26 protein-coding genes and 2 pseudogenes are annotated in these 26,806 nt (G+C 42.7%); 16 read left to right on the top strand and 12 right to left on the bottom strand.

Annotation, left to right across the window (positions count from 1 at the left end; all coding sequences use genetic code 11):
- Positions 1–3,606 carry a transporter substrate-binding domain-containing protein gene (locus tag C5471_RS02275; protein ID WP_242688541.1) on the top strand — a complete coding sequence of 1,202 codons (3,606 nt, stop codon included), beginning with the start codon at positions 1–3 and terminating at the stop codon, positions 3,604–3,606.
- A 309-nt stretch (positions 3,607–3,915) separates the two neighbouring features.
- A complete protein-coding gene (locus tag C5471_RS02270) occupies positions 3,916–4,497 on the top strand; it encodes a nucleoside deaminase (protein WP_133813041.1) in 582 nt (193 codons plus the stop codon).
- A 123-nt stretch (positions 4,498–4,620) separates the two neighbouring features.
- Here C5471_RS02270 and C5471_RS02265 read toward each other — a convergent pair whose 3' ends face one another.
- Complete coding sequence (locus C5471_RS02265; protein WP_133813042.1) at positions 4,621–5,787, bottom strand: cupin domain-containing protein; 1,167 nt, start codon at positions 5,785–5,787, stop codon at positions 4,621–4,623.
- A 295-nt stretch (positions 5,788–6,082) separates the two neighbouring features.
- On the bottom strand, positions 6,083–6,442 hold the full coding sequence (locus tag C5471_RS02260) for a hypothetical protein (RefSeq protein ID WP_166295584.1): 360 nt from the start codon (positions 6,440–6,442) through the stop codon (positions 6,083–6,085).
- A 575-nt stretch (positions 6,443–7,017) separates the two neighbouring features.
- Here C5471_RS02260 and C5471_RS24785 point away from each other — a divergent pair.
- The 4 genes from C5471_RS24785 (at position 7,018) to C5471_RS02245 (ending at position 10,635) form a co-directional block, all read left to right on the top strand.
- Positions 7,018–7,392, top strand: a complete 375-nt coding sequence (locus C5471_RS24785; RefSeq protein WP_278250140.1) for a PhzF family phenazine biosynthesis protein — start codon at positions 7,018–7,020, stop codon at positions 7,390–7,392.
- Positions 7,337–7,897 (top strand): PhzF family phenazine biosynthesis protein, encoded by a 561-nt coding sequence (locus C5471_RS24780; protein ID WP_278250139.1) that lies wholly within the window; start codon positions 7,337–7,339, stop codon positions 7,895–7,897. Before C5471_RS24785 ends, C5471_RS24780 begins: the two co-directional genes overlap by 56 nt.
- Before the next feature lie 144 nt (positions 7,898–8,041).
- Entirely contained in the window at positions 8,042–9,373 is a 1,332-nt protein-coding gene (gene aptA, locus C5471_RS02250) for an omega-aminotransferase AptA (protein WP_133813044.1), read from the top strand.
- Between the two features lie 92 nt (positions 9,374–9,465).
- On the top strand, positions 9,466–10,635 hold the full coding sequence (locus C5471_RS02245) for a DmpA family aminopeptidase (protein WP_133813045.1): 1,170 nt from the start codon (positions 9,466–9,468) through the stop codon (positions 10,633–10,635).
- 175 nt (positions 10,636–10,810) lie between these two features.
- Here C5471_RS02245 and C5471_RS02240 read toward each other — a convergent pair whose 3' ends face one another.
- Positions 10,811–11,083: an LCI fold-containing protein gene (locus tag C5471_RS02240; protein ID WP_133813046.1), complete on the bottom strand. Its 273-nt coding sequence runs from the start codon at positions 11,081–11,083 to the stop codon at positions 10,811–10,813.
- A gap of 418 nt (positions 11,084–11,501) precedes the next feature.
- Here C5471_RS02240 and C5471_RS02235 point away from each other — a divergent pair, with 418 nt between their 5' ends.
- The 5 genes from C5471_RS02235 to C5471_RS02215 all read left to right on the top strand — a co-directional run bounded on the left by C5471_RS02235 (position 11,502) and on the right by C5471_RS02215 (position 19,506).
- The gene (locus C5471_RS02235) at positions 11,502–12,725 is read left to right on the top strand and encodes an ABC transporter permease (RefSeq protein WP_242688540.1); all 1,224 of its coding nucleotides are present in this window, start codon (positions 11,502–11,504) and stop codon (positions 12,723–12,725) included.
- A 101-nt stretch (positions 12,726–12,826) separates the two neighbouring features.
- Complete coding sequence (locus C5471_RS02230) at positions 12,827–14,035, top strand: HlyD family secretion protein (RefSeq protein ID WP_242688539.1); 1,209 nt, start codon at positions 12,827–12,829, stop codon at positions 14,033–14,035.
- Between the two features lie 792 nt (positions 14,036–14,827).
- Entirely contained in the window at positions 14,828–16,003 is a 1,176-nt protein-coding gene (locus C5471_RS24165; protein ID WP_133813048.1) for an AAA family ATPase, read from the top strand.
- A 39-nt stretch (positions 16,004–16,042) separates the two neighbouring features.
- The gene (locus C5471_RS02220) at positions 16,043–18,559 is read left to right on the top strand and encodes a S8 family peptidase (RefSeq protein WP_133813049.1); all 2,517 of its coding nucleotides are present in this window, start codon (positions 16,043–16,045) and stop codon (positions 18,557–18,559) included.
- Between the two features lie 209 nt (positions 18,560–18,768).
- Positions 18,769–19,506 carry a hypothetical protein gene (locus C5471_RS02215; protein WP_133813051.1) on the top strand — a complete coding sequence of 246 codons (738 nt, stop codon included), beginning with the start codon at positions 18,769–18,771 and terminating at the stop codon, positions 19,504–19,506.
- Positions 19,507–19,600: 94 nt separating this feature from the next.
- Here the strand turns inward: C5471_RS02215 and C5471_RS02210 are convergent, their stop codons facing one another.
- Entirely contained in the window at positions 19,601–19,774 is a 174-nt protein-coding gene (locus C5471_RS02210; RefSeq protein WP_166295581.1) for a hypothetical protein, read from the bottom strand.
- 349 nt (positions 19,775–20,123) lie between these two features.
- A pseudogene (locus C5471_RS02205) lies at positions 20,124–20,427 on the bottom strand (phage/plasmid replication protein, II/X family); the annotation flags it as partial.
- A gap of 178 nt (positions 20,428–20,605) precedes the next feature.
- On the opposite strand from C5471_RS02205, the gene C5471_RS02200 reads away from it, so the two are divergent.
- Together C5471_RS02200 and C5471_RS02195 are read left to right on the top strand one after the other, a co-directional pair.
- On the top strand, positions 20,606–20,995 hold the full coding sequence (locus C5471_RS02200) for a hypothetical protein (RefSeq protein WP_133813052.1): 390 nt from the start codon (positions 20,606–20,608) through the stop codon (positions 20,993–20,995).
- Positions 20,996–20,997: 2 nt separating this feature from the next.
- A complete protein-coding gene (locus tag C5471_RS02195) occupies positions 20,998–21,360 on the top strand; it encodes a hypothetical protein (RefSeq protein WP_133813053.1) in 363 nt (120 codons plus the stop codon).
- A 274-nt stretch (positions 21,361–21,634) separates the two neighbouring features.
- On the opposite strand, the gene C5471_RS02190 is transcribed toward C5471_RS02195, so the two are convergent.
- The 4 genes from C5471_RS02190 to C5471_RS02175 all read right to left on the bottom strand — a co-directional run bounded on the left by C5471_RS02190 (position 21,635) and on the right by C5471_RS02175 (position 24,350).
- Positions 21,635–22,042 carry a type II toxin-antitoxin system HicB family antitoxin gene (locus C5471_RS02190; protein ID WP_133813054.1) on the bottom strand — a complete coding sequence of 136 codons (408 nt, stop codon included), beginning with the start codon at positions 22,040–22,042 and terminating at the stop codon, positions 21,635–21,637.
- 51 nt (positions 22,043–22,093) lie between these two features.
- Positions 22,094–22,276, bottom strand: a complete 183-nt coding sequence (locus C5471_RS02185) for a type II toxin-antitoxin system HicA family toxin (protein WP_133813055.1) — start codon at positions 22,274–22,276, stop codon at positions 22,094–22,096.
- A 494-nt stretch (positions 22,277–22,770) separates the two neighbouring features.
- Complete coding sequence (locus C5471_RS02180) at positions 22,771–23,211, bottom strand: cupin domain-containing protein (protein ID WP_207627122.1); 441 nt, start codon at positions 23,209–23,211, stop codon at positions 22,771–22,773.
- Between the two features lie 260 nt (positions 23,212–23,471).
- Entirely contained in the window at positions 23,472–24,350 is an 879-nt protein-coding gene (locus C5471_RS02175; RefSeq protein ID WP_133813056.1) for an Insecticial toxin, read from the bottom strand.
- Positions 24,351–24,697: 347 nt separating this feature from the next.
- Between C5471_RS02175 and higB the strand changes: the two are divergent.
- Positions 24,698–24,871 (top strand): annotated as a pseudogene (gene higB / locus C5471_RS02170) (type II toxin-antitoxin system toxin endoribonuclease HigB); the annotation flags it as partial.
- Complete coding sequence (locus C5471_RS02165; RefSeq protein ID WP_133813057.1) at positions 24,871–25,185, top strand: HigA family addiction module antitoxin; 315 nt, start codon at positions 24,871–24,873, stop codon at positions 25,183–25,185. The pseudogene higB and the gene C5471_RS02165, both read left to right, overlap by 1 nt.
- A gap of 54 nt (positions 25,186–25,239) precedes the next feature.
- Here the strand turns inward: C5471_RS02165 and C5471_RS02160 are convergent, their stop codons facing one another.
- The 3 genes from C5471_RS02160 to C5471_RS02150 are packed head-to-tail and all read right to left on the bottom strand — an operon-like array spanning position 25,240 to position 25,948.
- Positions 25,240–25,407 carry a hypothetical protein gene (locus C5471_RS02160; protein WP_166295578.1) on the bottom strand — a complete coding sequence of 56 codons (168 nt, stop codon included), beginning with the start codon at positions 25,405–25,407 and terminating at the stop codon, positions 25,240–25,242.
- A 5-nt stretch (positions 25,408–25,412) separates the two neighbouring features.
- Positions 25,413–25,700, bottom strand: a complete 288-nt coding sequence (locus C5471_RS02155; protein WP_133813058.1) for a type II toxin-antitoxin system RelE family toxin — start codon at positions 25,698–25,700, stop codon at positions 25,413–25,415.
- Positions 25,697–25,948 carry a type II toxin-antitoxin system Phd/YefM family antitoxin gene (locus C5471_RS02150; protein ID WP_133813059.1) on the bottom strand — a complete coding sequence of 84 codons (252 nt, stop codon included), beginning with the start codon at positions 25,946–25,948 and terminating at the stop codon, positions 25,697–25,699. The genes C5471_RS02155 and C5471_RS02150 overlap by 4 nt, the downstream gene beginning before the upstream one ends.
- Positions 25,949–26,409: 461 nt before the next feature.
- Here C5471_RS02150 and C5471_RS02145 point away from each other — a divergent pair.
- A partial coding sequence (locus tag C5471_RS02145) for a helix-turn-helix domain-containing protein (RefSeq protein WP_166295576.1) occupies positions 26,410–26,806 on the top strand: 397 nt, incomplete at its 3' end.

Raw genomic sequence — 26,806 nt, 5'->3', positions numbered from 1 at the left:
ATGAAAGTCGGCCGGAAAGGATCACGATGGTTAGCTGTATTGATACTCCTGTTGCCATTATCTGGCCGGAGTCTCAATCTTTTTGAATACCGTAATGCGCAAGAGCTGCCTTCAGACGGGCTACCAGTGGAGTTTTATTCGAATGTCATCACTCAAGAATTTACGCCATTACCCGTCAAATTACCTATCGAAGAGCAAGGAATTCTGGTTCCACACTTTCCAACGCTAAAAGTCGGCATTCTCTGCTGCATCGGTGCGCCATTGGTGATCCATCGTTGGGATGGCAAGTTGGAAGGGATTTACGCTGACTATCTACGCTTGGTTGAAACCGTATTAAAACGGCCAGTGGAGGTACGGCTGTTTGGTAACTGGGAATCAGCCTACGCAGCATTACAGCGTGGAGATATTCAGTTGTTATCACATTCTGCTTCACCCCAGACGGAAAATAGGACAGATGACACTTACCCAATTCTGGTACAACCGCTTGCCCTGATTGTGCGCAAAGAACAAGTCAATAAGCCGTTTGCACAAATGAATATTATGGCGGCACCAGGCAGTAACCCGAATACTATTGAGCAATTGCGTAAACATTACCGCAGTGTTTTGGTGGCGAAAAACCAACAGGAGGGCGTACAAGCAGTAGTGGATGGTGAAGTTGATGCCTATCTGGACGGACAAAGCCAGATTGCCTATTTGCTGGCTTTTCGTCCGTTTACAAAGCTGACTTACCGTCGAGATATTTCTCAGGGAGAGCGGTATGATTTTCTTGCCCACAACGATGGGATGGTTGAGACCATAGATCTCATCCTGACTGCCATTCCTCACGAAATCAGAAATAAGGTTTATCAACGTTGGGTTTCCGGGCTGGCTCTGAGCGGCAATAACGATACGACGACCTTTACGCCGCAAGAAAAAGCCTGGATTAAAAAAAATCCGGTCGTCAATGTTGCGATTAGTCGTACCGCGCCGCCTTACTCATTTCTGGATAAAGATGGGCAACTCACTGGCCTGGATGTGGATATTTTACGTCTGCTGGGAGAGAAAAGCGGCATTACCTTTAATTTTATCCCGGCGGATGGCGCGGTGGGGGTCAAAAAACTGCTAAAAGATGGTGAAGCCCAAATGACCTCGTTGGTTAGTACGCCGGAACGTCGTCGTTGGCTCTCTTTTAGTCATCCCTACGGTACTGTGGAATGGGTGATGATCACTCGCAATGAGCGTAATGCGCCCTATGAGTTTGAACAACTTAAACACCATCGGGTAGCGATTCAGCGCGGTCATGCTCTCCTATCGGTATTGAAGCAATATCCGGAGATCTTCGTCATGGAAGTTGATAATGTGACGCAAGGTGTTGATATGGTGCTAGCCGGGGCAGCAGATGCAACTTTTGATAGCTTGATAAGTGCTGATTATCTGCAAGCAAGTCATTATGGTACCAATATTTCTATTCAGTTTTTTGAAGGCTCATTGCAACCGGAACAATACGCCATCATACCCACTTATCCTCAATTGATTGATATATTGAATAAAAGCATTGATGCATTACCGCCAAATGAGCTGCGGGTGTTGCGCCTGAAGTGGTTATCTATGGGAAATGTGACCACCTATGCTGACAATAAAATTTCTCCCTGGGTGAAATTGTGGGGAGGGGCGTTATTTGTCATTGCATTGAGTTCGGCCTTTTGGGGGAGTTATCTTGCCCATCAGATCAGACGACGCAAAAGAGCGGAAAACAACTTACAGGATTTGCTGACGTATTGGGAAACCCTATTTAATAACATGCCTACGCCAATGTTTGTCTGCGATCCGACCATGTGCGTTACGGCAGCGAACCTTTATTTCCGCCGTGAGATGAACACTCGCGGATCTGATGTAATTGGTCACAGTCTCTTTTCCCTCTGCTTTTTAAAACCTGCCGATGAGCAAGATATCAGTATGATTTTTCTGCACTGTCTGGAAGGGGCACCTGCGCATTTCTCCGATCGTAGCATTGCCATCCGGGGACAAGACAGAGATGTTTATTTGTGGCTTGAAAGTTACAGTAATACCGAAGGCGTTGTTCAGGGAATAATTGGTGGTTGGTTTGATGTGACTGAGCGTAAATTGTTGGCGCAAGAGCTGCGTCAGGAGCGCGATAAGGCTGAACTTGCCAGTTTGGAGAAATCAGATTTTCTGGCACACATGAGCCATGAGATCCGCACTCCCTTGCAAGCAATTATCGGTATTCTCGATCTGGAGGTAAAACAGCAACCTCTGCCATCTGCACCATTACATATCGCATGGCACGCTGCAATGTCTTTACAGGGAATAATCGGTGATGTGCTGGATTTTTCCAAGATAGAATCTGGACGTATGGTGCTGAATCTAAAACCGGAATCATTGCAGGAAGTTCTGGGAAGTTGTGTGGTGGCTTTTAGTCATCGCGCTAAGGAAAAGGGGCTGTTTTTTGCCCGGCAATTCGATTTACCGTCTGAATATTACCATCTGCTGGATGCAACACGCGTAACTCAGGTCGTCAATAACTTACTGGGTAATGCTATTAAATTTACTGAACAGGGTGGTGTACAAATCAGCGCCAGCTATCAGCATATGCCAGAGAGTAACCAGGATGAAATCACGCTGGTGGTTGCAGATACCGGTTGCGGTATCCCAGAAACCATGTATGAAGCTGTTTTGCTACCCTATGTACAAGTGACGCAAAACTGTGGTGGTAAAACCGGCACTGGGTTAGGGTTACCCATCTCGGTACAGTTAGTTGAATTAATGGGTGGTAGCCTGAAAATCACCGGTGCACCCGGTGGCGGCGCGCAGGTTACAGTAACGTTACCACTTATGTGCAGTGCGGTTGAGAAAGAAGCAGTAAGCGAAAAAATTGAAAATATTGAAGGGGAAATTCACGAATCGCTGAATATCTTGGTTGTTGATGACTTACCTGCCAATTTACAGGTGCTGTCGTTGCAGTTAGCCCCATCGGGTCATCGTGTCGTATTAGTTGAAAGCGGAGAACAGGCGATGAATCTGATGGAAGAGGGGTATTTTGACCTCGTGCTGACGGATTGCCAGATGCCGGTGATGAATGGTTATGAACTGGCTCAGTTATTGAGAAAACATGAGCGACTACGGCAATTACCCCCGTTTATTATTTTGGGGTGTACCGCAAACGCATTTTCTACTGAGCAAGCCCGTTGTCTGGACGCGGGAATGGATGGTGTATTGACCAAGCCGTTGGTACAAAGCAAATTGTTGGCAGAAATCAACCGTTATTACCGACAGGTAAATGATAAAATCACGTTACAGTTTGATGAGATTCAGGCGCTGGCCCAGCGAGATGTTACTGTAGAGTACCAATTACTCAGTGCAGTGAGGCAAGGGATGTCGGAAGATATTGCAGAACTGAGACAACCGGAAAATCAACAAATACATGAAAAAGTCACGCATCACGCACACCGTATGAAAGGCGCTTTTGCTCTGCTGCAATATCAGCAAGGAATACGTATATGTCTGCGTATTGAAAAGGGTGAACGTTATGATGAGAAGACGATTGAGGTTTTGTTAACTCGTGCGGAATATTTCCAACAACAGATTGAACAGCAATTGGCAAAGTGAGTGGGAAGGCGATCTTCTTCCCGCCTTCCTCTCAGTTATTTTCTAAGAAATACAAAATTATTTTATTATTATCATGATAATAAAAATACAGATTAAGATCTTTGACAATTTCAATAACTGAACATAAGGTTTATGTATCAGTGGGAAAATTAATATATATTTAATTTCACCAGAATTAAATAATAAATTAACAGTATTATTTATTTTAAATAACATTGTTAATGGTAGATATTATTCAAGTTGTAATTTTTATTTTTCACTCCATCGAAATAGAAGGTCAATAAAATTACAACCAAGAAAGGATCAATCATGAATAAAACCCGCAGAAAATTATTGGCAATGATTGGTGTTATGAGTATCAGTATATCTTTTATCACACAAGCAGGAGAGAAAAACACACAGATCACCAATAACATATTATCAAAACAGGAAATTGCCGAACATGAAAAATATATGCAGGAGGCAATAAAAGAGGCCATAAAGAATCCAAAGTACCCTTTTGGCGCTATAATAGTCAACAGAAACAGTGGGGAAATATTAAGTCGTGGTGTGAATACAGGTAGAAGTAATCCTATCTTGCATGGGGAAATTCAGGCAATAAATCATTATATTACTCAATATGGCAACCAGGGATGGGAGAATGTTACGCTGTATACCACGGGAGAACCTTGTTCGATGTGCATGAGCGCCTTGGCCTGGCTCGGGATCCGTGAAGTAATATGGGCAACATCTATCAGTATTATTCGTAATGCAGGGATCCGTCAGATTGATATTTCTGCGCATGAGATTGCAGAAAGAGCATCGTCATTTTACAGCCCAATAACTTTAGTCGGTGGGATCTTGGCAAATGAAACAGATAAATTGTTTCTTGAACGTAACAGAGGTAAATAATTGAAGTTATTGGAAATGAAATTATTAGCTTACCCGGTAATATCAACCACATCAGCCTCTCATAAAGCCCCGAACATTCGGGGCTGAGGCTTATTTTCGGTGCAACATAATATGAGGGATATATCAGGTCCTGCGGCGCGATATAACCAGCTTATCCTTGGGACGGTCTACCCAATCGGCAATCTTATTGTTGAAATTATCCGCCAACAGATAAGATGGCGTTTTAGCTAACCAATCGGATAGTGAAATATCTTGGTAGATGCCGTTATCCAGCACAACAAGCACTTTAAGATCCTCATTCCCAATATTCTCGATATAGTGACCAAATCCTTGTGGCACATAGCCGACATCGGTCGGTTCATATTTCTCGGTTTGGGCGTGTCCGTGGGAACCAAATACCGTCATACGCCCTTTGCCTGAAATGTAGTATTGCCATTCATTGGCATTAGGATGCCAATGTAACTCACGTACTGCGCCAGGTTTGATGATCTCTATAATGCCGGTAATAGTTGTAGAAATAGGAAACTCCAGCGATGACACCTTATGAATACTCCCTGCATCGTTTTCGAAGAAGGGTTTTTTCTTCATGAGCTCATACCGGTGGGTGAGTGGTGCATTATTCAGCCCTCCGTCGTTAACCGGCAGAGGCAGTTTTGGCGGTATAGCACCACCGACGATATAAGCTTCTCCCTGTTTGATTTTAGAAAAAACCTCTGCCGACATGTTAACGCTTTTTTCAAGCACTTCTCTCGGCATATGTGTCACCCAATCAGTGATACTGAAAGTGCCAAATTCTGAAAAGTGCCCGTTATCGAAAGTCAGCACAAAATGTGCGCCATCCTCAAGCGCCTGAATAGAATGGCCGTGTCCTTTAGGAAAATACCACACATCACCGGGACCAAAATCCGCCACTTCACATTTACCCTCCGGATCAATAATAGTAATACGTGCATGGCCTTCAAGCATAAATGCCCATTCAGCGGCAATGGCATGCCAATGGAGTTCACGCACACCACCAGGTTCAAGTGTCATATCAACACCGGCAATACCTTCGGATATCGGGAATTGCTCCACCGTAGCTTCGCGTGCCCATCCATATTCCAATACTCGTTTTTTACTGTTTGTGAATTTATATTTATATAAGCTTTTGGCATTTCCTGGCGATTTATTGTCAGGTGAGACAAGATTACGTTGATCATCAGCAACAGCGGATTTAATCATACTGCCCATCACGCTGGCTGCTGCCGCGCTAACTGCGGATGCCTTTAAGATATCACGACGCGAGAACATATTGCTTTCTCCAAATAATAAGTACCTGCAAGAATGGTTGCAAGCTGATGTATATCAATCTAATTTTTCTAAATTAACCGTTGTCACGAAAGGGAAAAATCAAAGGTGACTTATTAATAATAGTAAAAAATGGATTTTAAAATGAGGAAAAAAAGCTTATTTGTGTTACCCGATGAGGAACAGTAAAGAAATTTCTGAACAAAATTCACCTAACGAAAAAGTTCACGGAACTCATTATCAATTTTCTGAATTAAATTTCTTTAATGTTAGAATATTGCATTCGTAAAATTTATCATTAGGAATGAAATGAAGGTTCAGAAACAGCGATATCTGAAGACATTAACATTCTGATAATTTGAAGTTCCGGTGCTTCAGCAGCAAGGGGATTGATGTAAAGTTCCCCAGAGAAAACCCTTTTATTTCCTGAAATAAGCACTCTCCGTGCGGCCAGCACATCTTTTGCCAAAATCTTTTCACAAGCTATTTCCATTTGCGTTGTCGCATTTTTTATTACCCCAGAAGGGGCTTTTATTCTTACAAAATACTCCAATAAATCAACACCATTAGCTCTGACTGCATATACATAGCCTTCATATAGCGCAGCATAGTTCATTGCGATAGAAAGTTCTTTCGATGTTGATATTCCACCTATCATTTGTCCTCCATCTTGTATTTTCATGCCCCAGTGAAACGGGGAAGAAATCCCATATTGAATATTTGTTCAGGCGGACGAGTATCAGCCCGATAAGTTACACGATTATTTGGCATGTTAATTTTTCCATGTTAAAAAATACGACTAAAAATATTGTTCCATATACAAAATCAAATATCGATTTCTTCTTTACATTAGATAAATCATATGATGACATCCCTATTTTATTTTTCTGACAAGTCATAAGAATACTATTAACACAATTAGCTTAATGTTGAGTTATTTCATGAATAGTTTAACTTAATTAGTTTTTTAAGTTTCATCACATATCTTTATATCGAGATTATTCTTTTTATAAACCTCGTAACGCACATCACGGTTGTGTTGGTCGTTGGCAATGTGTCGTAAAACGATCACTATGCCTGAGCACAAGAAGCATTACCTGACCGATATTGCTGTAATTAATGATGGATTGTTTGACATCAACCTACCATTTTGCCATATTTTCCGCTCTTAACATCTTTCTTAACATACTTACAAATTACTTTTCACTTTTGGCACTATAATAAGGAAATTTTATGTCACTCGTACCCTTTAAGCAGATTGATGTGTTCACTCACCAGCCTTTCAAGGGAAATCCCGTTGCCGTTGTCATGGATGCAAGGGAACTCTCACCGATGCAAATGCAGGATATTGCTAACTGGACCAATCTTTCTGAGACTACATTTGTCCTCCCGGCAGAAAATCCATTGGCAGATTACCGTGTACGGATTTTTACCCCTAGCAGCGAACTCCCTTTTGCGGGTCATCCTACAATAGGTACCGCATATGCTCTTCTTGAAGCCGGTTTAATTAAAGCGAACGGGGGGGCAACTGATTCAGGAATGTGGGGTAGGGTTGATTACACTGAACGTGGCCGAAACACAAGAGGGCCATACAACAATCACATTTGAACTGCCAGAACCGACTATCACACCGCTCAATACCGAGCAAACAGAACACCTTGAAAACATTCTCGGTTGTCAGCTAGATCGCACGTTGGCACCTGCACTTATTGATGTTGGAGCTCGCTGGATTGTCGCTCATACCACAGGAGCGGAAGCCGTGCTGGCAACAGAACCTGATTATGCAAAGTTGAGTGAACACGACACTCAAATGAACATTACTGGGATTTGTCTCTATGGTGCCTATTGTGAAGGGGCAGAAGCCGATATTGAAGTGCGCTCTTTCGCTCCTTCATGTGGTGTGAATGAAGATCCTGTATGCGGAAGTGGAAACGGCAGCGTTGCGGCATTCATGCGCTATCACAAAGTCGCTGTGATTGACAATAAAATTGTTCATTCATCACAGGGCAAAAGGCTTGGCCGCTTGGGCAGCCTGCGGCTCAGTCACTCTAACGGTAAGATTTTCGTCGGTGGCAGCGCGGTAACCTGTATCAATGGCACCATCACGGTCTAAAGAATGTTAAATCCCACACTACAATGTGGTTCGGTTCGTACTTGTAGAACAGCCCACATAAAACCCAAAAGTAAAATTTATTGTTGGCGAAAGTAGACGAGTTGAACTAAACTCAAATTTTACTTTTGTGAGAGGAAGTTAACTATGTCTGAAACCCGTTTTTCTGAGTCGTTAAACCTGAAATCTCACTGGATGCCATTCAGTGCTAACCGAAATTTCCACCGTGATCCGCGTCTTATCGTTGCTGCCGAGGGGCAATGGCTAAAAGACGATAAAGGACGCCAGATTTATGACAGTCTGTCCGGTCTTTGGACCTGTGGCGCAGGTCATACTCGGACAGAAATTCAGCAAGCTGTCGCGGCTCAATTAAGCACCCTTGATTACTCACCAGGCTTTCAGTTCGGTCATCCCTTGTCGTTTCAACTGGCAGAAAAAATTGCCAATTTAACACCCGGTGATCTCAATCACGTCTTTTTCACCAGCTCAGGTTCTGAGACTTTAGACACCTCAGTCAAAATGGCGCAAGCCTACTGGCGAGTGAAAGGCCAGCCCACGAAAACCAAACTGATTGGCCGTGCACGTGGTTATCATGGTGTCAATATTGCGGGTACCAGCTTGGGAGGGATTGGTAGCAATCGCAAAATGTTCGGGCAGTTGATGGACGTGGATCACTTACCCCATACGCTACAAACCGATATGGCGTTTACACCAGGTATGGCAAAAACCGGTGGCGTGGAGTTAGCCAACGAGATGCTCAAGTTGATCGAACTGCATGATGCCTCCAATATCGCAGCGGTTATTGTCGAGCCTGTGGCCGGTTCCGCCGGTGCAATTATTCCACCTCAAGGGTATCTACAACGTCTGCGTGAAATTTGTGATCAACATAATATTTTGTTGATTTTTGATGAAGTTATTACCGGCTTTGGTCGCATGGGGCGCTGGACTGGTGCTGAGTATTTCGGTGTGACGCCAGATATGCTTAACTTTGCCAAACAAATTACCAACGGTGCCATTCCTCTGGGAGGAGTAGTGGCAAGCAGTGAAATTTATGAGGCCTTTATGTCTCAGCCACTGCCGGAACACCTTGTAGAGTTTAGTCATGGTTATACCTACTCGGCACATCCGGTAGCCTGTGCCGCCGGGTTGGCAACCTTGGATCTGCTGGATAAAGACCATCTCATCCAGCGTTCTGCTGCGCTTGCTCCTCATTTCGAAGCGGCCCTTCATGCTCTCAAAGACTGTCCAAACGTGACTGACATTCGCAACTGTGGCTTAGTAGGGGCAATTCAGTTGGCGGCCCGTGACGGTGATACCGCCGTCCGTCCTTTTGATGCCAGTATCGCGCTTTGGAAAGCAGGTTTTTACGTACGTTTTAGCGGTGATACGCTGCAATTCGGGCCTATGTTCAACGCGGAAAGGGCAGATTTGGATCGTCTCTTTGACGCTGTCGGCGAAACATTGCATCACATTAGCTAAGGATAAGGAAGAAACTCATGATCATACTTATTAACGATCATGAGTTTGGTAAATATACAAGTATCGTTACTTGTGATAAACAAGGAGTATTTATGAAAATATTGAGTATTATAATCTTATCTATATCGACAATGATATCCTCTAATGCTTTAGCTAATGAGATTAGAGCAAGGGATTTAGGCATTCCTTTCTCTGGAGCAACGGGGAAATATAATGCGATTACAGATGTTAGTGGTGTAGAAGTTGGCTATTCAACCATAATAGAAGGCGATGGAAAGCTAGAAGTTGGGAAAGGTCCAATAAGAACAGGCGTGACAGCTATATTGCCAAGAGGAAAGAAATTTAGCCCTGTATTTTCGAGTACATTCTCTTTAAATGGAAATGGAGATATGACAGGCAATCAATGGGTCAAAGAAAGTGGTTTTTTGGAAACACCAATATTGATAACCAACACTCACAGTGTTGGTGTTGTTAGAGACTCAACAATTAGCTGGATGATTGATAATAACCTAACATCACCACTAAAAGATGACTTATTTTGGTTATTACCTGTGGTTGCAGAAACATGGGATGGAATATTAAATGATATAAACGGTATGCATGTAAAAAAAGAACATGTATATAATGCGTTAAATAGTGCTAAATCAGGAGCGATAGAAGAGGGCAATGTCGGCGGGGGAACTGGAATGAACCTTTTTAAGTTTAAGGGAGGTACAGGTACTTCATCAAGAATTCTAGATAAAAAAGATGGAGGATATACTATTGGCGTTCTTGTTCAAGGCAACTTTGGTGATAGGGATGACTTGATTATTTCTGGGATTCCGGTTGGTAAAGAAATACAGGATCTCAAACCGATATATCATGGAGACAAGAAAAAAATAAAGGATGCCGGTTCTATAATAGCAGTGGTAGCCACAGATGCGCCATTAGCTCCTCACCAATTAGAAAAAATAGCTAAAAGAGTATCGCTTGGGCTTGCAAAAGTTGGTGGTGTAGCCAGGAATACCAGTGGTGAGATATTTATTGCATTTTCAACTGCAAATAATGATGCATTCTCCAGAGAGGATGCAAGAACAATAAAAATACTGCCAAATGACAAACTAGATCCTTTGTATGAAGCAACAATCAATGCAACAGAAGAGGCAATAATTAATGCTATGATCGCAGCCAAAAAAATGGTTGGGAGAAATGGTAATACTTCGTATTCTATTCCTAAAGATAGGGTTAAAGAAATATTAAAAAAATATAATGTACTTAATTAGTTACATAATAAAGTTATTTATTGTTTCGCGTAATAATTGAAATGTAATGCACTGCAATCAATATCTTGAATGCAGTAAATATTATTATCCATGATAAAAGCAAAAACCCCGTTATTTTTAACGAGGTTTGTCAATGTACCGAAAAGCCTCTAATAAGAGGCTTTTCGGTAGAATTTTAAATTTTTCTACCCTCATAGAAAGCGACATGTAGTCCGTCACCACAAGTTGTAGAAGCTTTAATATGCCATTCAATTCCACCCCTTACAAATACACCAGCAAATACGTTTGAAGAATGAACAACATTCATAGTCCATACCTTTCCCTGTCCATTGAATCGTGGTACCTGATTTTCCGGGCAGCCTGGGAATTGAGTTGCTGCCGATGCAATCCCAACCCCTCCGATTAATGCTGTTGCTAATACCCCAACTGTTAATAATTTCTTGAACATAACAATTCTCCTTTAATAGTTTTAGAATTTGCAACTTAAATATATCACTTATAAAATCATATGTGACAATGCATGCTAAATCCAAATCATCACCAGATGATGTTACAATTTTAAAACTCATAAAACAACTATATATTTCACTCTAGATCAGAAACCCAACTTATATTATAGTAATTTATGATAAATCATGATTTCATTATTAGTCACACAAAGAAAATAATTTATTTATAATTGCAATTTACTGCCATTAAATATATTCAATGAAATTAAGTTTAAATTATTAATTTCTTAGCGTTAGTAGAAGAGAAGTCGGTTATTTTAATAAAAGGCTATTTATTATGATAAATATAAATATTAAAGCGGAGAAATTATAAAAAACAATGGCTCTTATAAATTCTACTTGCGGCGTGAGTTACGTATGATTGATGGTCAATTGCATGATAATAGTCAGTCCGGCAATTATGGCATGTCGGCATTAATGATATGGAGAGAAGCCTGGCATAACTTAATGGCAACGGGGAGAAGTACTCTGCTTGCTTTATCGGGTATTGCGATTGGTTGCGCGTCTATTGTGGCATTTATTAATACCGGGCATAACGCCACACTTGCTGCGTTGAAGATGTTCAGCGGGCTTGATATCAACGTCATTACAGCAAACCTGAACTCCTATAGTCATGGGGTCGATAATACGTCAATTAAAATGGCCGACCTGACAACGGCTATTCCTGGTTTATCTTCCGCAGCACCTTGGATCTACTATCCTTCTCCCGGGCGTTATAATGGGAAAACAGAAACATTTACCATAATAGGGTCCTCTGCGGAACTTGAGAAAGTTATGCAATTGCGACTTCGTCATGGTCGATTTATCTCTAATTATGATCAGCACTCGCCTTATCTGGTCATTGGCAATGAAGTGGCCGTTACCCTTGGTCAAGGGAACCCATCCCGTATACTTGGCAAGCAGATTCAGATTGGCAATTATTTATACACAGTAATTGGCATTTTCGATATAAAAGGGCAAAACCCCATCTTTCCTTTTTCTCTGGATTCGGTAGTGATTGCCCCTATAAATGCCATGCGCAAAATATCACCGAATACTGATCTGAACGGCATCATCGCTCGCACCATAACGACCGCTACCACAGAAACCGATGCGAAGGATTTATTGGCGTTGCTCAAGCGCAAGTTTCCAGCGGTTGAAATTGATGTTCGGGTAGCTCAACAACTACTGAAAGGGCAGGCAGATCAAAACAAAACCTTTTCTTTTATGTTGATCGGGTTGGCGGGCATTTCGCTACTTACTGGCGGCATTGCGATTTCAAATGTGATGCTCATGAACGTTTCGGCTCGACGAAAAGAGATTGGGTTGCGTATGGCTTTGGGTGCAAGACCCCATGATATCCGGTGCCTTTTTTTGTATGAAGCGGTAGCACTGACTTTAGCCGGAGCAATACTTGGTACACTGACAGGTGTCATCATCTCCTTTCTTTTTGTCCTTTATTCTGGCTGGTCATTTTCTCTGGCCCCTTTATCCATTCCTTTAGGGATAGGTAGTGCGATTGTGGCAGGGCTTATCTCCGGCTTTCATCCCGCACATAAAGCTTCACAGATGGAACCCGTACAGGCATTACGTGATGATTAAGAAATTTGAACAGAAAAAATTGCAGAGTAGGGAGATAACACTCAATGATTAAACGTTATCGATGGGCTATAGCTGGCATATTTGTCGTGGTGGCCTGTTTTTTGGCCTTTTTGTCCTCAGAACAATCGCCAGCTCAGGAATCAGTGCAGTGGATTGAAGTAAAACAAGGTCTGATAGAAAAACAACTCGGTCTGGTAGGTAAGCTGCAATCTGGGCGTCTTGAGACCATCCCCGCTCCATTTGATGCAATTATCAAACAAGTCTTGGTCAAAGAAGGGCAGCGGGTGAAAGCTGACCAAACATTAGTTACGCTTGATACCCGAAAGCTTGATATTGAGCTTCGGCAAGCGCAAGTTGAGATGATCAAAGCCTCATCTGCCGTTGACCAATTGCATGACTGGGAAAACAGCCAAGAAGTCATTCGGGCCAGAAGAAACGTCGAAAATGCGAACCATATGGTTATAGAATTGAAAGATAATCTCGCAAAAACACAAACTCTTTTTTCACGGGGTATCATTCCACAAATGGAAGTGGAAACCCTCCAGCAACAACTTCGCCGACAACTAATGGAACTCTCTTCAGCGCAGGACGATCTTACGTCTATTAGACAAAAAGGAAGTCTTGATAATTTAAATGTCGCAAAGATGGAGCTTCAAAATGCAACAAGCCGCTATCAGGCGCTACAGGAACAATACTTACATAAAGAAATCAAAGCGCCATTTTCGGGAGTTGTGCTTAGGGCAGCACAGGGAGAAAGTAAGAAGCTCTTAACGATTCAGACTGGAGCTCGAGTTACCGAAGGGATGCCCTTACTGGAAATTATGGACACCACACAGTATCAGGTACTGGCACAGGTTGAAGAAACTGATCTCGCCAAACTCAAAGAAGGGCAGACAGTAAAAATTAGTGGGGAGGGATTTTCTGACCACCTGCTGGATGGTGAAATTGAAACCATTGCTATGCAAAGTGTGAGTACGGACAAACTAGGATCGGCGATTTATTATGATGTTGTGATTAAAGTGACTTCATCCATGAGCCAGAGTTATCCCGTAAGACCCGGTATGAGTGCCAAAGTTAATATTGTTATTTACCGCAATGAACAGGGAATGGTTGTACCAGAAGCCGCACTCACTCACGATAGCAATGGACAATTAATAGTAAATTGGCGCCCGGATTTAAAACGTCAGGCTGTGTCTCGCCAGGTAACTGTAACCGTTGGAGAGACTATGCCGGAAGGTATGGAGGTCCATGGATTGGAAGAGGGGTTTATCGCACTTAATATGAATATGACGGAAAGTTCCGCCCGGTGAATACATCATTAAATTGGAAAAGGAAAGGTTGTCAAAAATCACTCAGTTCTATATGAAGTTGTATATCGCCGGAGTTTATTTAACTTATGTTGTACGAGAATCCAGTTCATAAGATAAAAAACACTTATCATTATGTATTATATGATTTTTTTGATAATCAAATTGTTTTATCAGCACACCTGCTTCATGAACTAACACTGAATGCGGCCTTTTCAGGCATTTTATCGTCACTTGCTCAGTTCAACTTCACGAACCAGCCCGAGAATCAATCAACATTTATGATAACCACGAAGTTTAGTAGTTCTCCGATTGTTCTCTTGATCTCTCACTCTCCCTACGTTGCATTTCGGTATGCACGCAGGAAAAATTGCTCCTGATAACCACGAGCAGGCATGAATGCTATGCTACTGAATAAAGGATTTCACGCAATGTGTCTGAACTTACCGGGATTCAGGGATCGTTGCCAAAACGGGTTTAACGCTCGGTTGCAGATGCCCTCCATATCGGCGTTGTTTAGCCACCTTCCTGAAACACACTAGAAAAGTCTGTAAGCCCTGACAGATGAAAGGGGGACATCATTTCTTAAACTCGAAAAAACAAATGCTCGGTAAATTCCTGAGTTATTCGTTTTTGCTAATAAAAAAACGATTTTCTTTGTTTTGATGCACTTTTCTCTGATGTGGATTCACATTTTAAGATTTTTATGCGAATATGTTCTTTAGCGGTTGCATGTGGAACAAGGGCTCTCTATAATCTAAAAACCATTTAACTGGATAAATATACAGGTGTTATGTGGAGAACTTTAAAATAGTGGCGGCTTTATGCCGACAGATTATTAAGGATGGGGCCTCCGCAGGTGCTTTACAGCAGATGGAGCGCCTTTATGATGCTCTCAGAGAAGGACAGCAGGCTGCAGAAGCAAAATTGCTCAGAGGGCTCATCAACAGAGCCAGTACGCTCAACACACTGGAGCCAGCCAGAATTGAACTCTCCCGGGTCTCATTTCTTAGAAAACAGGAACTCCGGGAAAACGTCAAAGTGCCTGTGGACAAAGAAAGCGGGTCACCCCTTGCACAGATTATATTTCCTGAAGAACTCGCGACTGCAGAGCTCCCGGTTATGCCCGATGAGCTGGCTTCAGCGGTCAGCCAGCTGATTGAACAATGGAACAATCTGGACAAATTGGCCCGGTATGGAGTGATGCCCTCACTGAGCTGCCTGCTTTTCGGATTACCGGGAACAGGTAAAACGATGCTTTCCTTTTATATAGCCAGAATGCTCGGACTACCTATCGTGCTTGCCAGGCTGGATGGGCTTGTTTCATCTTTACTGGGCACCAGTGCCAGAAATATCAATAACCTGTTTGATTTTGCTGCCCAGTATGACTGTCTGCTGCTTCTGGATGAGTTTGATGCCGTGGCAAAGGCGCGAAATGACAAGCATGAAGTAGGTGAAATTAAGCGCATCGTTAATACATTGCTGCAGTGTATCGATGCCAGATCAAAAAGTGGTATGACGCTGGCCATCACTAACCATGAGGTATTGTTGGATCCTGCTGTATGGAGAAGGTTTGAAATGCGGATACTGATTCCTAAGCCAAATTATCCGGCAAGAATGAATATTATCGAAAAATATATTCATCCATTGAGTTTTACGCCTGAAGAGATAAAATTTCTGACCGTTTTAACTGACGGATTTAACGGTTCTGATATTCAATTAATGCTTAATAATTTCAAGAGAATGGTCGCGATCAATAAAAGTCCTCAGACTTTTATTGAGATGGTTCAGTCCTTTGCAGTTATTCATGCAGGCAGTGAGGTCAATGAGTTCATGCAATTGTTATCGCATAATCAGGATGCTGTAATTATGAGCCTGTTGCACAAAAAGCATGAATTTACCCAAAAAGAGATTGCACTTGTTTTTGGCGTTACTCAGCCAAAAGTTTCCAGAAATATTAAAGAATCCTGACTGTCGTCGGGAGGTTGATTGCTAAGGATGGGGTAATATATGAAGAGAAATAATCCAGTTCAGGTTATTTTAAAATCTGAACAATTTAAACGTATACCGCAACCCAGAGCTGGGGGCAGCAACACTGATTTTTACGTCGATCGGGATGACGCTTTCAGAAAGCATAAAAAGAACCTCCTTGATGAAGTGGTGAATGTCAGAAGCCAGCTTCATCGGTCAGGCCATGAGCTCGGTCTAGTGAAAGTTGAGCTGAATCCTCAGGCGTTAGCGAAATCTCACCGGCCGGTTGACAGCCTCTTTCCCGTAAGTAAAGCGCCTGTTGTGGGCGCGCTGGGAATAGGGGAACTGCTGATTCAGGTGACAGACAAAAATCTGGTACATCTGTTCAGCAAGATTGACAGCGCTGAAGAATTTACCAATAAAGTGTACGACGAGAGGCAACGCAAAATCGTTGCTAAGCCCAGCGAAGCAAAAAGTGAGACTGGGGCCATCGATCGCATTAGCTTTTATGGCAGCGAAGAGAAAATAGCCTTTTCCCCAGAGGATAACGCAGCCTGGCATGCCGATAAAGATGAGGGATTTGCTGGCTACCAGGTTGAGCTGGTTGATTTCAGACCCGTTGACGCCAGGCAGTTTACCGTCACCAGAGATGCTATACTCTCAATGAAGCGATCTCTGAAAGAGCAGTTGAAGACACTTGGGGCTGGCGTCTATGCGACTAAGCTGAGCCGCCACCCGACCTCATCTGAAACCATCATGATCCAACTTCTCAAACCTGACTCAGGCCACGATTTTAAGGTTAATTTTGACAAGCGGCTGGAGCTAAATTTTTCACCTTCTGAAGTTGATAATTCTTCGGACAGACACTGGCTTCTGCTCTTCGTTCTCAGCGCCAGCCCGCTGGTAAAACGCGTTTCTCTGCCGCCAAAAATTTCCCGGGCGCATCCGTCGCGTTCCCCGGTAGCGCTGGACTTCTCACTGCCCGTCAGAACGAAGGGAGATGATTATCCCCGCGTGGGCGTTATTGACAGCGGCATCCACCATGACGAACTGGTCAAGTGGTGTGTGGAAGTATCCGATGGCTTTGAAGCTGATGACTGCGATCCGAATCATGGCTCCCAGGTGGCAAGCCTTCTGGTCTGCGGGGGCATGCTGAACCCGGAGCTTCCCCAAGTTGATGATGACGGCTGCCTGCTCTATGATATCTGGATCCCCGTTCACAACAGCAAATCCAATACGTTCACCAGTTATTTTTCCGACCCAGGTGATTTTTTTGACTGGCTGGATTTTGAGATTGGCGATGCAGTTGGGAAGGGGTTTCGCATCTTTAATTTCAGTCTCAATTTCCGCGAGTTTGTCCGCGATGATTCCTACAGTTTTGCCGCCACGCAAATCGACCGCATCTCAAAAAAATACGATGTACTCTTTGTCATTTCATCCGGGAACCTGCGCAGTATCGACTTCAGAGGGCCCTGGGCATCAAGACCGGCAGCGCTGCAGTTTTCGGACGTCGACCGAATTTCTCAGCCTGGGGAGGCCGTCAGCGCCATCACCGTGGGTGCGATTAACCCGCCAGGTTGTGACGTCAGCGTTCACGGTGCGCCTACGGTCTATACGCGTCGCGGACCTGGCGTAGCTATGGGGGTAAAGCCGGATGTGGTCCACTATGGCGGGTATTCCTTGAAATCGGGTAAAACTGGGCTGGTTTCCATTGACGGCAGTGGAGAACTCGTGGAAGAGGCGGGTACCAGCTTCTCCGCGCCTCTGGTATCCAAAATCCTCGCAAGTCTGGATCAGAGGACATCAGGCAAATTGTCACGTAATTCCCTTGCCGCCATGCTGGTTCATCACTCAGACCTGACGCCGCCACTTAAGGACAAAAGCGTTGATATCTCTTCAGCGAGGCGATTTGCCGGATTCGGCATGCCGTTGACCTCCCGAGATATGCTTAACAGTGACGATAGCAGTATTACGCTGGTTCTGAGCGGAAGCCTCAAGCGCAGCGAAGTGATGGAGTTTGATTTCAACTGGCCCCGCAGCCTGACCACGGCAGGCGGAAAGTGCCATGGCAAAGCCACGCTGACCATTGCCTACGATCCCGTTATAAATCAGAACTACGGCGCCGAATATTGCCGCATCAACGTTGATGCTGTGCTTCAACAATTCAAACGGAACACCACGACAGATAAATGGGCTTACCGGAAAAACTGTCAGTCAGTCTGGGAAGTCCGGCTCGGTAAAGACGTTAACTATGAGAAAAGCCAGATTGAACATGGCCTGAAGTGGTGGCCGGTCAAAAAATATGAATTTGAAACCAAAACGCAGGCTGGTGTCGGAGCTTCCAACCAGTGGCGACTGAAAATCAGTTCAATAGAAAGGACGCCGGGGGAATTCCCTGATGAGGAAGTCAGCTTTACTGCGCTGCTCACGATCGAAGACACACAGAACAGAACGAATGACCTTTTCAACGAAGTCAGACAGGAATTCAGCGCCTATGGCATTGAATTTGAAGACATTACCGTTACACAACATCTCAATATCAGGGCAGGCCAGTAAAGTAATGTTAACCAGAAATCTTGAGGTTTTTACCTCCTATTTTAGTGACCTGCTGGAATCAGCGCCACAGCACCGTGAAAATGTGAGGGCGATACTTGTACAGATCGAAATAATGAAGAGGCGGCCTGATTTCTCACTGGAGCCTTCAATTCTGCTTGCCCGCAAAGAAACCGATGAATGCTCGATCTGTAAAAAGCAGGTGCTCTGCGATGAGTGAACAGAAACGCTATTTTATCGTCTCACGATATCCGAATGATTCCGAACCTAAGGGGATTGGCTTTTCCCCTGTTGGCGACGGGAAGGTACCCGAAGAGTATCTGACGTTCCGTCTTGATGTGGAGCGAGTTGTTCAGACTGTCAATGCGCTTGCGCTGTTTGAAAAAGATAAAGATAAGTGGCTTGAAGCCTACGAGCAGGTATTTCAGGCTGCGCAGGTCTGTTTCTCAGGCCAGGAGGCTGACTTTGTTCCGGCAAGCCAGGCACTCAATGAGCTGAAAAAAAACATCCTCAGTTCGTCATGGAGCTTTGTCAGAAATCGGATAATGGGAATATACGGTCTGTATGCCCTGCTTCTGATGATTATTCTGGGCGTGGCACAGTACTTTTTTCATGCTGAACTGAAGAACGTACCTGCAGTGCTCATCGGGACCTGTCTGGGCTCATGGCTGTTTGTTTCAATCAAAACCGGAAGCATCGTATTTGATGAAATCTATGAGAACATCAGCCAGCATCGCAGCCTGTTACTGAGGCTGATTTACTGCTGTACGCTATCGTCGGCTGTTACTTTCTGCCTTCTGGCCGGATTCTTTGAGATCAAAATTGGGGGAGTTTCAACGGCGATGATTCCGGGTAACGGCATTATTGCGCTGGCAGCCGGGATATTTTTTGGGCTGGGTGAGTCATCACTTGCCACAAAACTGTCAGGCAAAGTTAAGGACGCTATTTAATCTCTGCACCCGTAGAGATTGTTTGCAGCAATCTGCCATCGTGTCAGACAGTTTGCTGCTCGGACAGACCTTGTTCAGGGTCACTGACAACTTTTCATAACAGGATAATGATAGCCTGGAGTGATGCCGCCTGAGTTGATAATGCTCGGAAGCCGAGATGATCAGCGCAATAACTCAATGGATAGAGAAGGGGCAAACTGGTCGCCACATCCATTAATATCCACTGGCGTTGCTGGCCAAGCACATCAAGTTGGGTGAGTGAGAACATGAACTATTAGTCCTGAGAACATAATGTACATGAACCAAAATCTACTATGAACATAACAACAAAAAAGTGAGGAGCTTCATAAAAGCTAACTGCCTGATCTACCGTGATGGGGAGGACAATCGTGAACTAATGAATCTCTGTAGATTATTTAACATAATATACATTAGGCGAACCAATGGTGTAGCAGCAATATAGAAATGTCACTTTTTGCGGCATAAAGGATAAAACCTTTTCTGCAACAAGGACATTCGGATGTTGGTGACTATGTCAGATAAAGAATTACGCCGTATTAATGTCATTCAGGCCGTTTGTGAAAAACGGCTCAGGCGGCGCGACGCTGCCGGACAACATAAGACGAAAGATCATGCGGGATCTGTAACAGAGATAAAATTCTGGCATATGCGGTCAGCATAAGCCCTTGCATATCGTCTGAGCCAACAACGGAATGGCCCTGCAAAAACTTGGACGGATTGCCATCGATATACAGGTGTGTTGCTTTTCCTTCGCCATTTGAGCCTACCGAGCGCACTTTCATCGTTGCTTCATGTGAGCCGCGAACAGTCAATCGCTCCGTCAGCATCGACGCTGACGACGCTACCGGCCGGTAATGGTCGGTGTGTACAAGGCAGGATTCCGGTAAACCAGTCGATCATCAGTGTCTCAGCAGTCAAGTAAACATTAGTCAAAATGACTTTTACCAGTATTTACCATGTCAATAGACAGATATGTCTTTCAATCATGGACAAACGAATGCTAAACATGTTGAGATCTGTTGTCAATAACTGCACGTTCTGGATCGTACGGTTTTCAAGCTAATAAAAAGGGTTATTTATGAACAAAACAGTCTATGTACAAAGCTACTTTCAACCTATCTACAAAGAAGTAATGGTTAAAGTTCCAACCGGAAAAACAAAACGATTTCTTGGATTCTTTGATATTGAAGAAAAAATTCGCAAAAAAGAAGTTGTGCAAGATGGATGGTCGGATTGCCAAATTGATGGCGATAAATTGAATGAAGATGTTATAGAGGCGATTGATAAACTTAACTCGGAGGGATTTGAAGTTATCAGCATAACTCCAGTAACGTCAGGAAACTGGACTTATAAATATAATACAGGGTCTATCAGCAATGGAAATGGAAGAGGTGGATATGGTTACGGATATGGTTACTCTTACACAGAAGGTGTATTAGTTCTCGTTAAGAAAAAGGAAACGAATTAATTATGGGTTTTCTCTATAAAACCTTTGGTGGTTTAAAGGCAAGTTATTATATTCGTCATTTTTTCTTTGGGGCATTAATTTCATCTTTTTTGGTTTATATGAGTATGCAGAATCCTTCCGGGATGAAAGTGGGTAATGTAATATTTTTTATTATCAATGCCTTACTATACCCATACGCAAGGTTTGTATATGAGCAAATCATTGGATTTATAATAGGTGAAAATATCTTTTACATTAATACAACAGTAATGCTAATGGCTAAGCTAATCACAATGGGATTGTGTTGGGCATTCTCAATATTTATAGCTCCCGTTGGATTGATATATCTATATTATTATCACTCAAAAGCTGAAAGGCAATTTTAGGCGAGATTTATCATGGACCTAAGCACAGGAATTGTTATTATTATTTTGCTTGTGTTAGTTAGCAATTATTTAGGTATCGGTAAATAAGAGTTGGTTCGCACAATGACGTTATGCTAAAGAGGCCGCTGCGGGATTTGATTATCGCAGCGGCCTTTTCAACATAACGATTCGTACATTAGGCGCACCAATGTTGTAGCAGCAATATAGTCATGTATTATTAAAAGAAAAAGCCCGCTAACAGCAGGCTTTTCATGGTTTTGATAGAGGGATTATCTTACGAGTGTTTCGACAGCTCACGCCGAGCCAATTCAGCCAAGAATCCGCTGCGGCTATGATACTCACGATGTGAGTTCACGTATTCATCAATTCTACCCAACAAAAATTGAGGCATAGTAATGTTTAGCTTGATGGCTTTTCCATCGTATTTAGTTAAATCCATATCAACATAAGCCCAACTACCACCAGTGCAATCTTCATTGCTTAGATGGTCAGCAACAGTTCTGGCTTGTACTGGAGCCTCACCCTTTTCGCTCATGTATTCAAAATAAGTATCTAATGCGTTTTGAGCATCGCTAATAGCGTCGTCAATGGTATCGCCAGCAAAGTAACATCCGATCACGTCTGGCACAAAACCAGAAAACGATCCGTCGTCAGCCTGATGTAAATAAATAGGATATCTCATGCTTACACCTTCTCTTTGATTAAAGAGCGGCCTTTCAACCGCTTAATTAAGTTATTTCAGTCCTGCTTGTCTAAGTATTTTATTGAACGTCCCGACCGCCAAATCTTTGCGCGGATGCGGAATTACTATCGGGCTGGGTTCCCCTGATTTCTCAAAAACATGGTGCGAACCATTGGCTCGTACAAAATTCCAGCCAACCGCTTTGATTTGCTTTATTAGTTCATCGCTAGACATTATCCCTCTCTTTAATCAAAACCAAGAGAATAATAGCACCTATCATACCCACCATCAACACCAATACCCATGGTGGGTATGAGCAATATTTTCGATTAGAAGTAATGCTTCAATCAGGCCTTACAGGTTATGATTTATATTCATCATCCAATGAATATATTAATTATGTATATGATCCTAGTCTTGGTATTACTAGAATGTGTCTTTCTGCTCATTCTACTAACATTGATAAGGGATGGTCTTTTATTAAGGTGTCTTAAGTAATAAATTAAATGAATAATCTTTGATCTTACCCCCCATAAGTTCTATGTTGCATAAACCTGTTGCCAGCATTTTTAGTTTGGCAACAGGTTTTCGCTACGTGTAACTGATATGGAAATGGAGTGACATTTTAAACTTGGAATAACAACTTACTGCTGTATCGTGTGGATCGCCAGCGGACTATGTTAATCCCAACGCTGATACGTTCTTTCGTCTTCGTACCTGAGTGATTTTTACTCAGCGGGTTTAGAAAGAGGGATATCTTTTTGTCCCGCGTAGAAGACCAAGAGAGTAACACCTTCTTTGCTTGTGTAACCGCGATGAGTGCTGTCAACCATCTCGGATATCACTTCTCCTGCCTTTATAAGACGTTTTTCACCACTGGACTTTTTTTCTGCCGTTAACCCCCCGTTCAGTACGTAAGCGGCATTAGGTATCGGGTGCTGATGCCAGTCAAGGCTGGTATTTGGAGCAATAGTAATTTTGAGAACTGAAAGCTGAGGTGTACCTTTAGGATATCCCTGATAAGGCACGCCATCCCAAGACTTTTCAGTTTCAAGCAATTTTTCAACGTTAATACCAGCAGTATTGTTGTCATGTGCTTGGGTGAAAAACGGAGCAATGAGGAAAGCAAAAGATGTAAGGACTGGTAAGGTTTGAATAGATAGCCACATAATAGGATTCCTTGTGCATAAATAATTGCAGTCAATATAAGATTATCTAATTATTTCTGTTACTCCGTCAATTGAGAGAACTATATTTCTTGTCATAAGTACATACATCTCTATCTAGCCTTAATTTAACAAATGCTTCTACATCCAGTGACGTACCAAGTGTCACCGGTGCCAACAAAGAGGCACGATGAAATCCAAAACGTCTTACCACCCTTTTAACTCATTCGTGAAAAGGGTGATTTGGTCTGAGCTGGTAGGGTTTATTTTTTTCGACTAAAGCTAGCCATACCCGGTTTTTCAGGATTAGGAACAAAACCCGGATTTCCAGCGCCTGGCCTCCAACTCACTTTCATTTTTGCACCAACCTTGTTGTAAAACTTTTCTAATTCATAAATATCATTGGCTATTATCCATTTTCCTTTACAGATGATAGCAACTGGGAACTCTCCAGGTTCGGCAACAGCTTTGACAATCCCACCACGTTTCTTGACTTCTTCTCTCTCTTTGTCCATAGCAAAAGCAGGATAACTTACCTGAGGACCATGCCTGATAACATTATGTTCTATATCTTCAAATGGTCGGTTTAAATCAGATTGGGCAATAAATCGGTTAATGAGATCAATTATTTTCTTTTCTTCTAATGAAGCAGATGGAACTGAATGTGGTTGCGTCGTGAAACTAATCATGTCATGCATATCATAGTCACCCGTGAAAGGCAGCGCGGCCCAGTTCTCTTTTCTTTTTAAGGAAGAAAGACTTGCCTCGAGATTGTTTAAATCTATTGGGTAAATTCTTCTGTCACCACTGCTCATATATATGCCTTTAAGATGACCACTTTTTTTATCCCAGTGACCGACATAACCCTCAATAGATGCCTTCCGTACCTTATTTATGACATTTGAAGCTTCATCTCCAGAATACGCTTTTCTAATTGAACCAGGTTTAATTGTTTTTTCAAGAATATCGTGTCCTTTCGCGGCGGCACCTTTACTCAGCGTTTTCAGAGTTGGTTCACCTGCTGCCCGAAAACTGACAGCAAAATTACCCATTTTAGACGCTTTTTCAATCGCCTTCATGTGCCCTTCCCAAATAAATTCTCTCTTAACTTGCTGGCGAACACCAAAGTCATTCTCGAACATACTTATAAATCCTTTGAATAGTCTAAGCGCGGAATAATAAAAATAAGATTAATATTAACTTATTTAAATGTCCTCCACTCTATATTGTATATTTATATAAAATAACTCTAAACCAAGTTAATGCCTACATCACGATTAAATATTAATTTTATGACAAATCAGAAACTGTAAACACAACGCTAAAAGTCCACTTCGGTAATGAAATTGTTGGAATTTCATTGCGTAGTGCTCAAAATGCTATACCCAATAAATTTCAAGTTTGAAGGCTTTTCGGGTCAGTGACATAGTCAGACAACATTATAAAAAAAACAGCATGTTATCCGACCACACCTTAATGCGACAGAACCGCTATTGATGCGGCAAATGAAATAGGCGAGTTAAACCGTCAAATCTATAAACTTCACCCGTTGAAAGGAGATCGCGAAGGTTACTGGTCTATTACTGTCCGGGCTAACTGGCGCATTACTTTTCAGTTCATTAACGGTGATGCTTACATTTTGAATTATGAGGATTATCACTAATGAGACAGTTTAAAATTTCCCATCCTGGAGAGATTATAGCCAGAGATTTAGAGGACATGGGTGTTAGTGGTCGTCGCTTTGCACTCAATATTGGAGTAACACCCGCTACGGTATCGCGTTTTCTTGCCGGTAAAACTGCGTTAACTCCACCACTGGCAATTCGTATTGCCGCAGCACTGGGAAGTACACCTGAGTTTTGGTTGCGTCTCCAGAGCGCTTATGACCTGCGTCAGTTGGAAAATCAAATCGACACGTCCGGGATCGTTTTATATGGCGAACAGGACGAAATGTCGCAGGTCATCTCAAAGCATTAAGCAATAGTAAATGCGGGGCTACGCCAGCCCTGCATTTGTTGGCAATTATCGCAGCTACCCGGTCACTACCCCAGTCTGTGACTTTGCACCTTCCGGGAGATCTGAGTTTGCGGTTTTCCATGTCACAACAGAATCAGTAACAGAAACAACAATCCTCTTTTCTCCAGCGTCATTTTCATAAACCATTCTGAATTTCAGACCGCTACCTATCATGCCAGTCATTGATATTACCTCATCCGTTCGCTTGCCAGATTATAAACATCACTACGCTCACGTTTACCCACGGCAACCACTGCGATAATTAATTTATCGTCTATTACCTGATATACAAGACGAAATCCTGATGAACGGAGTTTTATTTTATAGCAATCCTTTATTCCCCGTAGTTTTGCTGACGGGATATGTGGGTTATCACAGCATTTTTTCAATTTTCTGGCAAATTGCTGTTGAATGGCTTTATCCAGCTTTTGCCATTCCTTCAACGCATCTTCCCTGAACTTGACGGTGTAGCTCATACGTAGCTATCCAGATCCACATCAAGCAATGGTTGATTGCTGCGCTCAATCACCAATTTAGCTAGTTCATGATCATCTAGGGCATCGAGCATCTTTTCGTATAGTTCTGCTGGAACACAGTAAAAGACAGGCTGATTACGGTTCAGTATTGCGACAGGAAATCCATCACCGGCGCTGACTGTCGCCATTGGGTTCTTCTTCAGTTCGCTGACGCTGGCGCTTGTATCGCTTAGGATAATATTTGGCATAGTACACCTTTAGAGACCATAAAACAGGTCTTAATTTTATGCTTCAAAAGACCTTTTAACCAGTCTTTTTTCTACTAACCAGAATTGGCTTTGCGTCCAAGCTCCAATAAAAGTGACTTTTGTATCTTGCAAGGTCCCAGTCTGGATTACATGAATCAAACACCATTTCTTCAATGCCAGCAATAAATCCCAGATGAAATTTGTCATATAAATGGTACGATACCAATCTTTAACGATAAACAAGATCTGGCAGCCCAAAAAGAAGCCTCGATTAAACTACCGGGCAGCAACAAAATGCCACATAATAGACAAAATTCACTATGAAAAAAAAGCAAATAAAAAAGCTACAGAATGCACTCGGTATGTTAGGACTTGCTGAAAGAAATCCCGACGTAATCGGTTATACCCGTAATCATTGAAGATGCTTGATTTTATCCGAAATGGAGATCATTATCCTCGCTATGAAAATATTTATTACATCAGAACAAAAAATCAAACTTGAACGTCTTCACGACACCACTCGTGATGGTCAAGTACGAGACAGAATAAAAGCTATCCTTCTGGCTTCTGAAGGCTGGAGTTCTGTCATGATAGCCCAGGCATTGCGACTCCATCAGACCACCGTTGACCGCCATATCCGTGATTACCTCAATCAGGGGAAACTTAAATCTGATAATGGGGGGTCTGATAGTTTGCTTTCCCAAGAACAAACTGATTTTTTAATCAACCATTTATCTCAACATCTTTTCCATCACACCCATGAAATCGTGGCCTATGTTGCTCAGCTCTGGAATATTACCTTTAGCATTCCAGGCATGAATAAATGGCTACACCGTCAGGGTTTTTCTTATAAAAAAC

Origin of the sequence: Photorhabdus tasmaniensis (assembly GCF_011189505.1) — a bacterium.
In the GTDB taxonomy this organism is placed as follows: Bacteria; Pseudomonadota; Gammaproteobacteria; order Enterobacterales; family Enterobacteriaceae; genus Photorhabdus; species Photorhabdus tasmaniensis.
This window is presented reverse-complemented; position numbering and strand designations above follow the sequence as displayed.

What these genes read in the sequence shown, in the direction of transcription:
- C5471_RS02220 (WP_133813049.1), top strand. Translation starts at nt 16,043, where the DNA reads ATGAAGAGAAATAATCCAGTTCAGGTTATTTTAAAATCTGAACAATTT.
- C5471_RS02185 (WP_133813055.1), bottom strand. Translation starts at nt 22,276, where the DNA reads ATGTCTAGCGATGAACTAATAAAGCAAATCAAAGCGGTTGGCTGGAAT.
- C5471_RS02165 (WP_133813057.1), top strand. Translation starts at nt 24,871, where the DNA reads ATGAGACAGTTTAAAATTTCCCATCCTGGAGAGATTATAGCCAGAGAT.
- C5471_RS02215 (WP_133813051.1), top strand. Translation starts at nt 18,769, where the DNA reads ATGAGTGAACAGAAACGCTATTTTATCGTCTCACGATATCCGAATGAT.
- C5471_RS02275 (WP_242688541.1), top strand. Translation starts at nt 1, where the DNA reads ATGAAAGTCGGCCGGAAAGGATCACGATGGTTAGCTGTATTGATACTC.
- aptA (WP_133813044.1), top strand. Translation starts at nt 8,042, where the DNA reads ATGTCTGAAACCCGTTTTTCTGAGTCGTTAAACCTGAAATCTCACTGG.
- C5471_RS02155 (WP_133813058.1), bottom strand. Translation starts at nt 25,700, where the DNA reads ATGAGCTACACCGTCAAGTTCAGGGAAGATGCGTTGAAGGAATGGCAA.
- C5471_RS02195 (WP_133813053.1), top strand. Translation starts at nt 20,998, where the DNA reads ATGGGTTTTCTCTATAAAACCTTTGGTGGTTTAAAGGCAAGTTATTAT.
- C5471_RS02200 (WP_133813052.1), top strand. Translation starts at nt 20,606, where the DNA reads ATGAACAAAACAGTCTATGTACAAAGCTACTTTCAACCTATCTACAAA.
- C5471_RS02150 (WP_133813059.1), bottom strand. Translation starts at nt 25,948, where the DNA reads ATGCCAAATATTATCCTAAGCGATACAAGCGCCAGCGTCAGCGAACTG.
- C5471_RS02270 (WP_133813041.1), top strand. Translation starts at nt 3,916, where the DNA reads ATGAATAAAACCCGCAGAAAATTATTGGCAATGATTGGTGTTATGAGT.
- C5471_RS02190 (WP_133813054.1), bottom strand. Translation starts at nt 22,042, where the DNA reads ATGAGATATCCTATTTATTTACATCAGGCTGACGACGGATCGTTTTCT.
- C5471_RS02175 (WP_133813056.1), bottom strand. Translation starts at nt 24,350, where the DNA reads ATGTTCGAGAATGACTTTGGTGTTCGCCAGCAAGTTAAGAGAGAATTT.
- C5471_RS02240 (WP_133813046.1), bottom strand. Translation starts at nt 11,083, where the DNA reads ATGTTCAAGAAATTATTAACAGTTGGGGTATTAGCAACAGCATTAATC.
- C5471_RS02265 (WP_133813042.1), bottom strand. Translation starts at nt 5,787, where the DNA reads ATGTTCTCGCGTCGTGATATCTTAAAGGCATCCGCAGTTAGCGCGGCA.
- C5471_RS02210 (WP_166295581.1), bottom strand. Translation starts at nt 19,774, where the DNA reads ATGTTCTCACTCACCCAACTTGATGTGCTTGGCCAGCAACGCCAGTGG.
- C5471_RS02260 (WP_166295584.1), bottom strand. Translation starts at nt 6,442, where the DNA reads ATGATAGGTGGAATATCAACATCGAAAGAACTTTCTATCGCAATGAAC.
- C5471_RS02245 (WP_133813045.1), top strand. Translation starts at nt 9,466, where the DNA reads ATGAAAATATTGAGTATTATAATCTTATCTATATCGACAATGATATCC.
- C5471_RS24785 (WP_278250140.1), top strand. Translation starts at nt 7,018, where the DNA reads ATGTCACTCGTACCCTTTAAGCAGATTGATGTGTTCACTCACCAGCCT.
- C5471_RS02160 (WP_166295578.1), bottom strand. Translation starts at nt 25,407, where the DNA reads ATGACTGGCATGATAGGTAGCGGTCTGAAATTCAGAATGGTTTATGAA.
- C5471_RS02180 (WP_207627122.1), bottom strand. Translation starts at nt 23,211, where the DNA reads ATGTGGCTATCTATTCAAACCTTACCAGTCCTTACATCTTTTGCTTTC.
- C5471_RS02235 (WP_242688540.1), top strand. Translation starts at nt 11,502, where the DNA reads ATGATTGATGGTCAATTGCATGATAATAGTCAGTCCGGCAATTATGGC.